This window comes from Vibrio hangzhouensis (genome assembly GCF_900107935.1).
Classification (GTDB): Bacteria; Pseudomonadota; Gammaproteobacteria; order Enterobacterales; family Vibrionaceae; genus Vibrio; species Vibrio hangzhouensis.
The window spans coordinates 44,878-60,176 of the sequence record NZ_FNVG01000010.1 but is presented as its reverse complement, the minus strand read 5'-3'; the positions used below and the strand labels follow the sequence as shown (position 1 = coordinate 60,176).

Annotated in this window: 10 protein-coding genes; 4 read left to right on the top strand and 6 right to left on the bottom strand. The window is 47.7% G+C overall.

Features of this window, described 5'->3' with window-relative positions; translation table 11 throughout:
- Window positions 1-7: 7 nt before the first annotated feature.
- Complete coding sequence (lolD, locus tag C4S60_RS11615; protein WP_103880519.1) at window positions 8-697, bottom strand: lipoprotein-releasing ABC transporter ATP-binding protein LolD; 690 nt, start codon at window positions 695-697, stop codon at window positions 8-10.
- Entirely contained in the window at window positions 690-1,898 is a 1,209-nt protein-coding gene (gene lolC, locus C4S60_RS11610; RefSeq protein WP_103880612.1) for a lipoprotein-releasing ABC transporter permease subunit LolC, read from the bottom strand. The genes lolD and lolC overlap by 8 nt, the downstream gene beginning before the upstream one ends.
- Window positions 1,899-2,075: 177 nt before the next feature.
- Here lolC and C4S60_RS11605 point away from each other — a divergent pair, with 177 nt between their 5' ends.
- The 4 genes from C4S60_RS11605 to C4S60_RS11590 all read left to right on the top strand — a co-directional run bounded on the left by C4S60_RS11605 (window position 2,076) and on the right by C4S60_RS11590 (window position 7,612).
- The gene (locus C4S60_RS11605) at window positions 2,076-2,645 is read left to right on the top strand and encodes a PilZ domain-containing protein (RefSeq protein ID WP_103880518.1); all 570 of its coding nucleotides are present in this window, start codon (window positions 2,076-2,078) and stop codon (window positions 2,643-2,645) included.
- A 6-nt stretch (window positions 2,646-2,651) separates the two neighbouring features.
- Window positions 2,652-6,107, top strand: a complete 3,456-nt coding sequence (gene mfd, locus C4S60_RS11600) for a transcription-repair coupling factor (RefSeq protein ID WP_103880517.1) — start codon at window positions 2,652-2,654, stop codon at window positions 6,105-6,107.
- A 112-nt stretch (window positions 6,108-6,219) separates the two neighbouring features.
- Window positions 6,220-7,011: a peptidoglycan binding protein CsiV gene (locus C4S60_RS11595; RefSeq protein WP_103880516.1), complete on the top strand. Its 792-nt coding sequence runs from the start codon at window positions 6,220-6,222 to the stop codon at window positions 7,009-7,011.
- A 55-nt stretch (window positions 7,012-7,066) separates the two neighbouring features.
- The gene (locus C4S60_RS11590) at window positions 7,067-7,612 is read left to right on the top strand and encodes a GNAT family N-acetyltransferase (RefSeq protein WP_103880515.1); all 546 of its coding nucleotides are present in this window, start codon (window positions 7,067-7,069) and stop codon (window positions 7,610-7,612) included.
- Window positions 7,613-7,659: 47 nt separating this feature from the next.
- On the opposite strand, the gene C4S60_RS11585 is transcribed toward C4S60_RS11590, so the two are convergent.
- The 4 genes from C4S60_RS11585 to ycfP all read right to left on the bottom strand — a co-directional run bounded on the left by C4S60_RS11585 (window position 7,660) and on the right by ycfP (window position 15,296).
- Entirely contained in the window at window positions 7,660-8,949 is a 1,290-nt protein-coding gene (locus C4S60_RS11585; protein ID WP_103880514.1) for an NAD(P)/FAD-dependent oxidoreductase, read from the bottom strand.
- 397 nt (window positions 8,950-9,346) lie between these two features.
- Window positions 9,347-13,492, bottom strand: a complete 4,146-nt coding sequence (locus C4S60_RS11580; protein ID WP_103880513.1) for an Ig-like domain-containing protein — start codon at window positions 13,490-13,492, stop codon at window positions 9,347-9,349.
- 10 nt (window positions 13,493-13,502) lie between these two features.
- Window positions 13,503-14,546: an outer membrane beta-barrel protein gene (locus C4S60_RS11575; protein ID WP_103880512.1), complete on the bottom strand. Its 1,044-nt coding sequence runs from the start codon at window positions 14,544-14,546 to the stop codon at window positions 13,503-13,505.
- Between the two features lie 210 nt (window positions 14,547-14,756).
- The gene (gene ycfP / locus C4S60_RS11570; RefSeq protein ID WP_103880511.1) at window positions 14,757-15,296 is read right to left on the bottom strand and encodes an alpha/beta hydrolase YcfP; all 540 of its coding nucleotides are present in this window, start codon (window positions 15,294-15,296) and stop codon (window positions 14,757-14,759) included.
- Between the last annotated feature and the right edge of the window lie 3 nt (window positions 15,297-15,299).

The following is a 15,299-nucleotide window of genomic DNA, read 5'->3' as shown; positions in this document are numbered from 1 at the left end:
CCCCCGTTTATGCCGACTTAGCATCGACAAGTAATCCATCCTGCATATGCAGTTGACGATCCATTTTTGCCGCTAATTCATTATCATGGGTAACGACCAAAAAAGCGGTACCGTATTCACGATTAAGGGTTCGCATCAAATCATAAATCGCCAATGCCGTTGAATGATCCAGATTTCCAGTCGGTTCATCTGCAAGTACCAGGGACGGTTTATTGACCAGAGCCCTTGCAATCGCTACACGCTGACGCTCACCTCCAGACAGTTCTGAAGGCCGATGCTGCAATCGATGTTTGAGCCCAACCCTTTCTAACAGTGATGCCGCCTCACTGCTCGCTTGTTTGGCACTTTTTCCCGCAATCAAAAGCGGCATAGCGACATTTTCCACCGCTGTGAAATCACTTAGCAAGTGATGGAACTGGTAGACAAACCCTAAATGTTGATTACGCAATTTTGCCTGCTGGTTACCACTCAGGCTAAGTAGCGGCATGTCCAAAAATGTCACCTCACCTTGAGTGGCATCATCAAGCGCCCCCAATACGTGCAGCAACGTCGACTTTCCAGATCCTGAAGAGCCGATAATCGACACCAGTTCACCCTGCTTTATGTCAAAACTCACCCCTTTCAGTACCTCGGTATCCACGGCACCATCATGGTAGGTTTTACAAATATTATTGCATGAGATTAATGGACTACTCATATCTTAACGCCTCTGCAGGTTTAACGGATGATGCTCTATAAGAAGGGAAAAGTGTTGCCGCGAGACTCAGTACTACGGCAGAAACGACAACGATCACGATTTGGCCAGGGTTTACCTCAATAGGTAACTGACCACCAAAACTAAACAGTGCAACCCCCATGGCATCTAACAGTGTGTTGAGATTATTGGCTAGTAGTACGCCCAATGCACCGCCAACAATGGCACCGACAGCCCCACTACTCGCTCCCTGAACCATGAATATGGCAAGTATCTGTCTGTCCGTCATACCCTGAGTCTTCAAAATAGCTACTTCTGACTGTTTCTCCATCACCACCATGATCAAAGCAGAAATAATATTAAAGGCAGCGACGCCGATAATAAGCCCGAGCATCAGCCCCATCATGTTCTTTTCCATTTTTACCGCCTGAAACAGTTCACCCCGTTGGTCACGCCAGTCACTCCATAACCAACCTTCAGGTAATGCTCGCTCGCTAAGTGAAGAGACCACAAAAGGATCTTGAAAGAACAGTCGCCAACCACTGGCCTCATCCGCTTTAAAACGCATTAACCTCGCCGCATCTTTTATGTGAGTGACCACTAGCTGAGCGTCTACATCTGACCCCGTGCTATAAAGACCGGCAACGGTAAACATTCGCTGGCTGGGTATACGCCCTAAAGGCGTGTACTGACTGGCACTGGTGACCATAAGGCGAACTTTGTCGCCGACTCTCACATCCAGTTCTCGTGCCAGAGCATGCCCTAATAAAATCTGGTATTTGCCTGGGACCAGGCTATCCATATCACCGCTAACCAAGCGATAACGGATAGGATCATTAGAATTGGGCTCAATCCCAATCAGCATTGCCGCAGACAATCCCTGATGGCTTTGCACAACCGACTCGCTACGTACAATAGGTACAGCGGGTTGAGCAGTCGCAAAGTCCTTCAACAAAGCTTCGGGCTTTTCATTGACATTGATTCTACCGGAGTCATGGGAAATTACTGCCTGAGGCAAAACGCCCAATATCCGCCCCTTCAGCTGGGACTCGAAGCCATTCATCACTGATAGCACGGTCACGAGAGACAGGACGCCGATGGTGATTCCTGCAGTAGAAATGTAGGAAACGAATCGACTGAACCGATCACCTGATCGACCTCGAAGGTAGCGCAGTCCAATAAAAACGGGCAAAGGGTGAAACATAATGTTGGCCATAGGATGAAATCTATTAGTTAATGTACCCAGAAATCTACTGTGGTTGTAGCCCTCGGGCGTAATTTTCCTTTTAAATTACGTACTTTTGACTATTTCATCGGTCATTTTCTTGCTAACTCTGACATACCCAGAGATAATTAATCCAAGTTGATTAGGAAATAACGTATGCAGCACAACGATTTCTTTACGGTAAATGGACCACTGAAGGCAAATATTGAACCGGTCCCGCAAGGGTCCGCTCTCCCCGAGTTAGAACAGTACATTGCCGAGATCCCCGCACCTTTTGTCGCTTCCAGCGAATTTGCCCTGCTGGACCAACAAAACGATGCCGCAAAACATGAACTCAATCAACACAACCTCAAACACGTTGCCGAACTGATAGAACAGCAGAACCGGAAACTTAACCTGCTACTCAACTACCTGATTTCTCAGCAGGACACCCCTGAATTCCGATATATGACCACCAGTTTTGGAGCCGGACAGCTTACTTACCTTAGCAGACAATCACTCGAACTTGGGCAATATGCCAGAGTGAAGCTGTTCCTTGACCATCCACCTGCAGGCATATTCTGTTATGCACAAGTCTCTGAGATTACGCCCGCAGAGCAAGGATTTGAGGTCACTTTAACCTTCGTTCGGATTCTGGAAGAACATCAGGACCTGTTGATCAAAGCCTCTTTGTATCAACAACAAAAACTGCTAAGGCAACGTTCGTTAGACAGAGATAAGCAATAAAATACTATGAGTCACTCTCACCTACTTCCCCTGAATGCTCCAAGTGGCGCAGGAGACAAAAAACATCTCGGCAACCTGATTGGCGGCGCACTGGCTCTGTCGATCAGTGAGCATGCTAGTGCTCATGGCAACCACACGTTATTAGTCGTGCCAGACCCTCAATTAGCGCTAAAGCTGCAAGGAGAACTGGAACAGTTCTACTCCGGCGAAGTTGCACTCTTCCCCGACTGGGAGACGTTGCCATACGACAATTTTTCACCCCATCAGGATATCATTTCTGATCGCATCGCCAGACTGTACGCCCTGCCTCAGCAACGTGACGGCATCACTATTGTCCCAGTCAGCACCCTGCTGCAACGACAAAGTCCTCGTGACTACCTGTTACAGCATACTTTAATGGTCAAAACGGGTGACTTGTTCTCGCTGGATAAGCTGCGCCTTCAATTAGAAAACTCCGGCTATCGCCACGTCGACCAGGTATTTGGCCCCGGAGAGTACGCCAGCCGGGGATCGATCCTCGACCTATTTCCCATGGGGAGCGCCGCACCCTATCGTATTGATTTCTTTGACGACGAAATTGATACCATCCGTACCTTCGATCCGGAGAATCAACGTTCGATTGAAGATATGAGTGAAATACGCTTACTGCCTGCTCACGAGTTTCCCACCACGAAGGAGGCCATTGAAGACTTTCGAGTCCGTTGGCGTCAGCAGTTTGATGCGCGTCGAGAGCCTGAATCCATCTACATGCAAGTGACTAAAGGTACCTGGCCAGCAGGTATCGAGTACTGGCAACCTCTGTTCTTTGATCATACCGAATCCTTGTTTGATTATATCAGTGAAGACTCACAGATCATCGCGGTTGGTGACATTGAGGCGGCAATCGATCACTTTTTAGCGGATGTAGAAACGCGTTACGACCAACGAAAAGTCGATCCACTACGACCTTTACTGGAACCTAAAACACTCTGGTTAGAAAAAGACGAGTTTTTCTCAGCGTTAAAGCACTACCCTCAATTACAGTGCTCAGTCGAACCTGTGGATGACAAAGCGGGTCGGGTCAATGCGCCAGTCACTTCGTTGCCGGACATCAGCGTTCAGCATCAGCTAAAAGAACCCATGGCACAAATTCGACAGTTCACGGAGCAGTTTGCCGGCAAAGTGATCTTCTCGGTTGAATCAGAAGGCCGCCGGGAGGCTTTGCTTGAACTGTTGCATCGTATCAAGTTGCGCCCTCAGGAAAGAGAATCGCTTGCCAGTGCACTTACCAGCGCAGACAAGTTCAGTCTGGTAATCGGTCAATGTGAGCATGGCTTTAGCCATGATGCAGAATTTGCCCTTATTTGCGAAAGTGACATGCTGGGTGACCGGGTTATCCAGCGACGCAAAAAAGAAAAACGCTCCATTAACAGTGATACCGTCATTCGTAATCTGGCGGAACTGAAACCGGGACAACCTGTGGTACACATTGATCACGGGATTGGCCGTTACGTTGGTTTGCAGACACTCGAAGCGGGTGGCATGACCACGGAATATGTGACTCTTGAGTATCAGAACGATGCCAAACTCTATGTTCCCGTCGCGTCACTCAATCTCATCGGACGCTATTCCGGTGGTGCAGAAGACAGTGCACCTTTACATAAACTGGGCGGCGAAGCCTGGGTTAAAGCGCGCCGCAAAGCCGCAGAAAAAGTCCGTGACGTTGCCGCAGAGCTGCTTGATGTTTACGCCAAACGAGAACTGAAGCCAGGCTATAAATTTGCCCTCGACAGAGATCAGTATGCGACCTTTAAAGCAGGCTTCCCTTTCGAAGAAACCGACGATCAGGCTCAGGCTATCAATGCCGTTATGTCCGACATGTGCCAACCAAAAGCCATGGATCGACTGGTTTGTGGTGATGTGGGCTTTGGTAAAACAGAAGTGGCAATGCGCGCTGCTTTTGTGTCCACAGATAATGGCAAGCAAGTTGCTGTATTGGTTCCAACCACTTTGTTGGCCCAACAGCATTTTGAAAATTTCCGTGATCGCTTCGCTAACTTGCCAATTCGGGTTGAAGTACTTTCGCGTTTCAAATCCGCTAAAGAACAGAAAACGATTCTACAGGATGTCGCTGACGGCAAGGTAGATATTGTAGTCGGCACCCATAAACTGCTCTCCAGTGACATCCGATTCAAAGACCTTGGATTGCTGATCGTTGATGAAGAACACCGCTTTGGCGTGCGACAAAAAGAGAAAGTAAAAGCCATGCGAGCTGATGTGGATATACTTACTTTAACTGCTACGCCTATCCCGAGAACACTGAACATGGCCATGAGCGGCATGCGTGATCTGTCTATCATTGCCACACCTCCGGCGCGACGTCTTGCTATTAAGACCTTCGTACGTCAAAGCGAAGACAGCGTCGTTCGCGAAGCGGTTCTTCGTGAAATTATGCGTGGTGGTCAGGTTTACTTTTTACATAACCAGGTCGAGACCATAGAAAAAGTCGCTGCGGATCTGGAGAAACTGGTTCCAGAAGCACGGGTGACTATCGCACACGGTCAAATGCGCGAACGTGAGTTGGAACGAGTGATGAACGACTTCTACCACCAGCGCTTTAATTTGTTAGTCTGTACCACTATTATCGAAACGGGTATCGATGTGCCAACGGCAAACACCATTATTATGGATCGCGCCGATAATCTGGGTCTGGCACAACTTCATCAGCTACGTGGTCGTGTTGGACGCTCGCACCATCAAGCCTATGCCTATTTGCTGACCCCACATCCAAAAGCGATCACCAAAGACGCCATCAAGCGACTGGATGCCATCGCGTCACTAGAGGATTTGGGCGCGGGTTTCACTCTGGCAACCCACGACTTAGAAATCCGCGGGGCAGGTGAACTTCTTGGTGACGAGCAAAGTGGTCAGATCCAATCCGTGGGTTTCTCACTGTATATGGAAATGCTTGAGCAAGCTGTGGAAGCGCTCAAAGAAGGCAAAGAGCCTTCTCTGGACGACCTGCTGCGTGAGCAAACAGAGGTGGAGCTGCGTATTCCAGCTCTTCTGCCTGATGATTATATCCCTGACATCAATACGCGACTCTCAATGTATAAGCGTATTGCAAGCGTCGCTAACAACGACGAGTTAGACGAGCTCAAAGTCGAACTGATTGACCGCTTTGGCCTGTTACCAGATGCCGCCAAAAATTTGTTGTCTGTCTCTCAGTTGAAACTGCGTGGCGGCGCACTTAAAGTGAAGAAAATCGAGTCGCACGATAAAGGGGGCTACATCGAATTTTATCCGGATGCTGACATTAACCCGGCCTTCTTGGTTAAACTACTTCAGGCGCAGCCAAATAAGTTTGCAATGGAAGGTCCAACCAAATTTAAGTTTATGGAATCTCTGACCGATCGCCGTAAACGTATGAACTACCTGAATCACATTATGGATGAGTTCGAAGCGAACCGCATTCAGGCCTGATCAGCGACAGTATGCTGTTTAACGTTTTGTCTTAGAAATGTTTCGGCAACGCCCTGTATTAATTGATATAATGGGATTGCACACAATGATAGTGGCAATCAATGGAGAAACAATGAAAAAACTGATCCCACTGCTACTCCTATTAGTCTCTATGCCAAGCTTGGCTCAGCGACAATTTGATATAGAAGTGATCGTTTTCAAACGCGCGGTCAACCCTGAAAAAGTGAATGAGTCCTGGCCAAATGAAATGCCGGCCATTGACTTCAGCCGTGCTGGTTCAATGAGTGATGCGAGCTATCGAGATTCGAAAGGCGTGACCATGCTGCCTTTATCTTCATATCAATTAAATGAAGAAGTGAATAAGCTTAAAGATCATGCCGGATATACTGTTCTGATGCATAAAGCCTGGCGACAGGGCGATGGCGGCAAGGCTTCCGCACCGGTTTTTCACATCCGCGCCGGTAAAGACTACTCCGCCAGTTTTAATGCAGACGGCAGTGAAAAAGGCGGTGCTATCATCAATACTTCCCCTGTCGATGGTGTGACAGAAGTGGCCATTGATGGACCTTTATATGAATTGGATGGCAAATTGCAGGTGTACGTTCAACATTACCTGTATGCCGAAGCGCAACTTGACCTTAAGTCACCGAGTACAAAAGAAGTCATCATTGAGACCGAATCTGCAGCCCCGGAGCAAGTACAATTAACAGAGACTGCAGAAAGTACACTCGACGATAACGTAATTGTCGGTAACCTGGAGTCCATCGAACCGCAACGCCAAACACTGACTTTTCTTAAAGACTACCGTATGGACCAGAAACGTCGTATGAGAAGCAGCGAAACTCACTTTCTCGATCACCCGCTGATGGGCATGATTATACAAGTTAGACGCGTTCAGGAATAATGAAGAGGCCCGCTAGTCGGGCCTTTTTCATAATCTATCAAACGGATAGGACTCGATGAATACCCAATATGTTATTTACACTCGGCGATTGTGTCTGCGATTGTTGGCGCTGGAGGATGCTGAGCAGCTCATACAGGCCATTAAGACATCACCTTCACTTCACCAATGGATTGACTGGTGCCATCGTAACTTCACACGACAGGAAGCCGATGAGTTTATTGGTGCCACTCGGGTGAATTGGGTTAAGGCGAACGCCCTTGGTTTTGCATTGTTCGACCGCGAGAACGATGAATTTTTGGGTATGGTTGCGCTGAATGAGTTTTACCACACTTTCAATATGGGCAGTCTGGGCTACTGGGTAAAAGACAGTGCACAACATCGGGGATTTGCTACTGAAGCCTTAGAAGCACTGATTGAATTCAGCTTCACTCGTCTATTGCTCACTCGACTGGAAATCGTTTGTGATCCCAATAACACTGCCAGTCATAAATTAGCGGAACGAGTCGGGGCTCAATTTGAGTGCCTTGCGAAAAATCGTTTTGTGTTTAATAAAGTACCCAAAGTCGGCAAAGTTTACTCGCTCATCCCCCCAAAGCCGTAATCGGTGAAATAAAAAAAGAGGCGTAAACGCCTCTTTATCATTTGAAATCAATGCAGTTTAAGGTTCGGGCGCAGGACGCGGTTGATCCGACCGACCAACATCATCAATCCGGTTTTGAACATACCGTGCAGCGCCATCTGATGCATACGATACAACGAAATGTACACGACGCGAGCGATTCGCCCCTCAACCATCATCGAGCCTTTAGTCAAGTTACCCATCAGACTACCTACAGTTGAGAATCGGCTTAGCGAGACCAGCGAACCGTGATCGTTATAGACGTACGGCTTTAACTCACGATCAGTAAGCTTAGCGACAATATTGCTAAACGCGCGGCTGGCCATTTGGTGAGCCGCTTGCGCTCTTGGCGGCACGAACTTACCGTCAGCCTGAGTACACTGAGCTAAGTCACCAATAACGAAGATGTCATCATCACGTGTCGTTTGCAGTGTGTCTTTCACTACCAACTGATTGATACGGTTTGTCTCAAGCCCCGCGATCTCCTTCATGAAATCAGGTGCCTTAATGCCCGCAGCCCAAACCATGATCTGAGCAGGGATCTTTTCACCGTCTTTGGTTGTCAGGCCATCTTTGTCCGCTTGTGTCACCATCGTTGCGGTGCGAACCGTCACACCCAATTTGGTCAACTCAGAGTGAGCCGCACCTGAAATTCGAGGTGGCAGTGCCGGAAGAATGCGCTCACCTGCCTCGACGAGGTTCACGTTGAGTTTACTTGAATCCAGGTCACCAAAACCGTAGGTACGAAGTTCTTTCACGGCATTGTGCAGTTCAGCGGAAAGCTCTACACCAGTAGCACCTGCACCAACAATGGCAATATCAACAGTACCTTGACCGTTCTTCGCATGCAGTTTCAGGAACTCATTGTTCATCTCTGTACGGAAGCGGTGTGCCTGCTCCGGGCTGTCCAGGAAAATGCAGTTGTCACGAACCCCAGGCGTATTGAAATCATTTGAGGTTGAACCAATAGCCAGTACCAGAATATCGTAGTCGATGTTACGGCTTGGCATCAGCAGCTCGCCTTGCTCGTCTTTCAGTTCACTGAGCGAAATACGTTTGTTTTCACGATCAATATCCTGAAGGCTGCCCATCTGGAAATCAAAATGATGATTCTTTGCATGAGCACGATAACTCAAAGCATCCACACCCTCATCCAGTGAACCCGTCGCTACTTCATGCAGCAGTGGCTTCCAAAGGTGGCTGGCTTTACGATCCACAAGGGTAATATTGGCGCGCCCTTTACGTCCTAATGTACGGCCTAATTTGGTCGCAAGCTCTAGTCCGCCTGCGCCTCCACCAACAACGACAATATTAGTCACAATGGCTCTCCTAAAAAGTGAAATTTGAAAGTTTTAAAGCTGTTAAACGCCCTGAATCTCATCAAAGCGCCGAAAATTTGGTCATTATGCGCAATTTGGGGGCTGAGTAGAGTGACCCTCGCGCGGTACATTCGCCGTTTCACTTCACAATTTTGTTCAAAATCGTCTTTGTTTGAACATCTTAGGGCAAGTTCGCTTCTTGCTCTCAACTTTTTTTGATATTTATCAAATAATGTAGAATGGTTTTATTATATAGGGCAAATCAATGTCCGCAACCATTGAGTGGAATTATTTTTGTAATGTGAATTAAATGGCCATTTGTTAATCGACAGGCCTATCAATAAAAACGGCTCCCTAAGGAGCCGTTTTGTTACGACGCAGCATCTCATCAAAAAAACTAGGGCGTCACCGTAACCGAAGCGTCACCGGTGACATTTTCAAATGATGCAGTGATGGTAGCGGTCCCTGCCGAGATACCACTGACATACTGTTTGGATGGGTAAGCAATATTCATGTCAGAACTGCTCCAAGAGACATATTTAGCGTAGTTCTCAACACGCCCATCAGAGAAAGTGACGTTTACGGTCACCTCAACAAAATCGCCAGCAGCAACCGTGATATTCTGTGGCACGATTTCTACCTTTGTCGTTGTGGCAGGATAGGTTTGCGTTTCAACAAAATCTGTCATGCCTTGGTATGACATGGTAATTGTGGCACGTCCCCCTTCATAGACACCTTGAGCCAAACCCGCCTTGGTATTTCCGGTTTCAATCGTCGCCGCAGTTGTATCGCTACTCGACCATTCAGCATCCAAGGTAACACCTTTGCTCGCCCCACCTTGATAATAAGCGATAGCATGATATTGGAATGGCGTACCAGAATAGAGGATGTCCTGCCTTGGTTCTATTGCGACTTGTGCTAGAACCAGAGGAGAAACCGTGGTGGTGACTTCATCCTCAACCCCATCAAACTCAGCTTTAATCTGCGCAGTGCCTGCGGATAAGGCTTCACCACTACCTCCAGACTCCCCTGTAGTGACCACTTGAACCACAGTAGGGTTATTAGAAGACCACGTCGCTTTTGAAGTCACATCCTCATCAGGTAAACCTTGATGATATTTGGCAACTGCCTTATATCGACCCACTGTTCCTTCTGGTACTGTCTCATTGTCTGGTGTAACGACTAACTGACTGACATATGTATCAACAACACTAACCTGTCCTGCTCCTTCAATATTTTGATAGATCGCGTAAACTTCACTGCTACCCGCTGACTTACCTTCGATCAACCCCGTCGTATTCACGGCAAGTGTATCTCTATGTTGCACTCGCCAATCGCTTAACGTTGTGACATCTTTAAAAGAAATCTTATTCGTATTGACGTCTTTGTATACCGCATAGGCGGTAAGTTGCTTTGTGTCCCCTACTTTGACCATGGAATCGGCAGGCTCAACGTCTACGCCCAGATAGGCCAGACTACCAACTACCACTTCCGCGTTTGCCGTTTTACCATAATAGCTCGCCACAACTGACGTTTGCCCAGAACTTAAACCCGTGACTAACCCCTCTCTAAAGCGAGCATTATCTACATGGGCAATCACATCATCGGCTATCGTCCAAGTCGCGCCTGTCGTCACATCCGTCACCGTTTTATCCGAGAAGACAGCCGTTGCTTTATATTGCTGCAAATCTTGAATGTTGATGATGGATGTTGCAGGCGTTACCTGCAGCTCCGTTAACATAGGTTCGGTGACCGTCAACGAAGTCGAAGCGGTTATCGACTCGAAAGTCGCACTGATTTGGGTCCCCCCGGTATAGACACTAGCAGCCAAACCGTCGGAATTAATTGTTGCCACCGTCGTCAAACTGCTTTGCCAATTCGACTCTAGAGTTACTGTCTTGCTCGTTCCATCTGAATAGCGAGCATGAGCCTCATATTGAACTTCCAGACCTAGCGGTACTGTCTTGTTTTGAGGACTAATAGTAAGTTCAAGCAAGGTGGGTGCAACAACAGTGACACTTGAAGTATCACTCATGCCAGAATAGTTGGCGGTTACCACTGCACTACCGACTGTTAACGCAGTGCCCACACCCGCGTGAGCTGAGCTGTTATCAACATTGACCACACTTGAATCGGAGCTGCTCCAATTAGAGCTGGATGTGACATCAACACTGCTTCCGTCACTATAGATTGCGGTTGCCTCAAATTGCCCATTTGTGCCTTTTGGTACTGTGACTGCATTTGGCGTCACTTCTAGATGGTCAAGCACCGCGGCTGTAACTGTTAAGCTTGCTTCGCCATCCAAGCCCAAGTACTGCGCTGTAATCGTCGTTTGGCCTGCAACAAACGTTCTCGCATTAGCCGAAGCATCAATTGAGGCAACATCGCCATCAGAGCTTTGCCATACAGACAATAAGGTTACCTCTTGTAGGGTTCCATCTGTGTACAGCGCATCCGCGTGATACGGTAAGCTTAATCCAGCCGGAACTTTAGTGATGGCAGGAGACACAATCAGCTTAACCGCAGTCGCCACTGTCACATTTAACGTTGCCTGACTCTGCAGACCCGCGTAACGAGCCACAATAGTGACACTGCCCGGATCAACACCCGTCGCTTGGCCTCCTGTTGTTCCTGTAGAAGAGACTGCAGCAATACCGGTATCCGAAGAGGTCCAGGTCGCTAGTTGCGTCACCCCTTTACTCGTCCCATCCGAGTAAAACGCGGTCGCTTGATAGTACTGACTTTGGCCATCGGCAATAGTGGCCGTAGCAGGCGTCACCTGCAGCCCTGTTACGACCGCTTGTGTGATGACAAGATTCGCTGTAGCACACTGTCCCAAATAACACCCGCCTATTTGGCTGGTTCCCTGCTGCTCTCCACGTGCCACTCCAATGGCGTTGATAGTGGCGATATCAGTATTGTTAGATTGCCAACTACTCAAGGTGCTGACATCTTGTTTGCTTCCATCTGAATACTGAGCAGTAAGCACATAGCTTTGTGTCGTTCCTGTTGGAATCGTCGCATTAGCAGGTGATATAGATACCGAAGTTAACGTAGCGCTGCTTACCGTGATCACACTGCTCTGTTCCATACCGCCAAATTTTGCCGTGACATCGGCTTGGCCCTGAACTAAACCATGTACCGTTCCGGCGCTTATATTGCCGGTTTCCACTTGTACTAGGTTCTGCTCCGCTGATGTCCAAACCGATTGCAGAGTCACATCATTCGAAGACCCATCACTATACACGGCAAGAGCCTGAAGCCTAGTTTGATGCCCCGCGGGGATAGTGACCTTGTTTGGAGATACCACCAGCTCAGTTAGCTGAGCTTGAGTCACATTCAATGAAGCATCCGCCTGTTGGCTGGCATAAGTAGCCGTCACTACAACATCACCACTGCGGTAACTATCCGCCAGTCCTTTTTGATTGATAGATGCCACACTGTTGTTGGAAGATTGCCAGCTTGCTAGCTCTGTTACCTCCCGACTTGTACCATCACTAAATAAAGCAAACGCCTGATACTGTTGAACATTACCCGCGGCTACACTGGCTTTTGCTGGTGTCACCACCAAATCGGTCACGGTGATCTGAGTAACAGTCGCTGCTGTACTATCGGATATGGTATTACTCATTTTTGAGAATGATGCGATACCCTGGTAGCTTGCGGTTATCTGAGTTGTGCCAATCTCGTTTGCCGTCGCCAAGCCGCCATCAGTGCCATTTGCTACTATTGAAACCGCTCTTGCATTTGACGAGCTCCAAGTCGCTAATTGCGTCACGTCCTCACTGTGACCATCTGAATAATATGCGGTCGCAGTGTATTTACCTTTAGTGCCAACAGGCTTTGCTAGATTTTTAGGGGTGACTTGCAGACTCGAGATAACCGCATTAGTTACGTTCAAATCCGTTTGCGCCGACTTACCTTGATAGTTAAAACTAATCTGAGTGGTACCCTGAGATAACGTGGACGCAGCGCCGGTTTGCGGACCTATCGTGGCAACATTAGCAGTACCACTTTGCCAGTTACCGAATTTAGTCACGTCTTGTTGGCTTGCATCAGAGAAGACCGCCATCGCTTGATACTGAACAGCAATACCTGCTGGAACTGTCTTGTTAACAGGAGAGATAGATAACGAATCCAAAACCGCGGAGGTAACGGTTAGTTCCGATGAAGCCTGATAGGTTTGATACTGAGCGTTGACTGTCGTGGTTCCAACTTGCTTCGCATCAACAACTCCGCCTTGTGTACCGTCAGAGACGATCGTCGCAATAGATGAGTCAACAATACTCCATTGTGACAGCGTTGAAATATCCTGAACGCTTCCATCGGAATAGTTTGCGATCGCTTGAAACTGAAACTGTGTCCCGTCAGCAATCGCCTTGACTGGAGGCACAACTGCGATACTGGTGATATAAGGCGCACAAGGATTATCCGGCCCCCCGCATTCACTGGTTGGGAACCCGCTATTGTCTCCATTACACGCTGCCAGTAAGAATGTCATCCATAACACACATAAGCGATAAAATGTTTTTGTCATCTGCATGAGTCACTCTTTAGTTTTGATTAGTACTAGACGGGATAGCCATTTCTTCCATATGAACAGTCACTCTGCGATTCATATGACGGTGCTCTGTCGTGTCATTGGGGACAATAGGAGAGTCTTCTCCATAACCAGCAACCCTTAGCTGCTCAGTACTCACACCCGCATGTTTTAGATACTCATAAACCGCATTTGCCCGACGTTCAGACAAGCTTTGGTTGTACTCGTTAGGTCCAGTAGAATCAGTATAACCGTACACGGTTGCGCGAGTTTCAGGATAGCGAGTCAATCGATAGACAATAGGGTTGAGCGCCTCAACATTCTCGATTTTTTCAGAGTCGAACGCGAAGAGAACCGAAGAATGCAGCTCTGGCAAACGAGTTGTCACTATCGGAGTAACCGGTTTTGGTTCGGTTGTTGGCTCTGAATTAGGGTCTTCTACCGAGCTAAATCGATACACAATACCTAAGGTTGCCAGATGTCCGTTACTGCCTCCAAGTTTGTCACTGCCGAGCGCATTAATGTACTGGTACTCCACTCTGCCTGACCAATGCGTTGAAAAGTGATATTCCACACCTACGCCGGCTGCTGGAGCCCAGCCATCATCCGTCAGAGTTCTGGTTGGTCCGCTATTCTTACCCTGCCAGTAGAGCGTGCCCGCTTTTGCAAACGCATCCAAATTATCTGTCACCGGGATGCGGCCTACCACTGACAATTCTATGCCGGACATAGAGCCTGTATATTGGTTGACTTTGCCACTCTCTGGATACATAGCTTTTGCTTCACCAAAGTCGAGATAGCCTAACTCTAGCCCCCAGTGCTGCCAAATCTGATAACCGACAAAACCGCCAAAGGCAACATCAGTTCCGTCACAATCTACCGCCCAATCCTCACAGGCGTTTTGGTATTTCGTTGCACCTAGTTTTCCTCCTAGGTACCAATGTGATGAAAAAGGCGATGAAAAAGAGTTGCTATCAGCAGGGATATCATCGGCGTTGACAGAAAAACTGAGCGATAAAGCGATCGCAAGACTGAGAGCTTTGAGAGTAGAAACCACGGCTTCCTCCGTTTTCGTATATTACGAACGTGAGGCAGGCTACTAACTGGTGTGAAAACGACCTTACTACAGTAACCAACCTAATAAAGTAAGGTGTACCATATAAAATCTTTATCATATGTGATAGCTGTTACAGCTTTACATTAAAAAAAGCAGCATTTATCGCTGCTTTTTTTAGAAATGTTACCGAACAATAAGATGATTCTTACATCAAGAATCTTTGAATGCTTTCATCGTTTGCAGATGCTGAGATATCTTCTTGAACTTATGGGTTTGCGTTTCATCCCAGATAATATCGTAATAATCCTTGAGCTCATCCGCAGTCTTGTTGTTGTCGTGGATCTCATCTTCTCTGGACAAGACCACCAAACAGCGGCCGGCATTCTTGGTACGGAATTTCTCTACACACTTGGTAGCGATGTCTTCATACTCTTCTGGTCGGTCGATACGCCCCTGCATATTGATTTCTGGGTGCAGATTCGGATTGAAAATCACCTGCTTGATACCGCACAAAAAACCCACTCGTTCTGACCAGTAGCCACCTAAGCCAACACCACAAATGATCGGTGCCTCATCTTTAGATTCCTGAACCAGTTTGTTCACTTCTTTCAGGAGATGCTGCATATCATGCTTAGGATGCAGTGTGCTGTAGTTTACGAAACGAACGTCTTCATCAATAAATTGTAACTGAAGCACTTTCTCGTGGTTGCCCGGGCTGGTTGAGTCAAAGCCGTGAAGATAGATAATCATAGT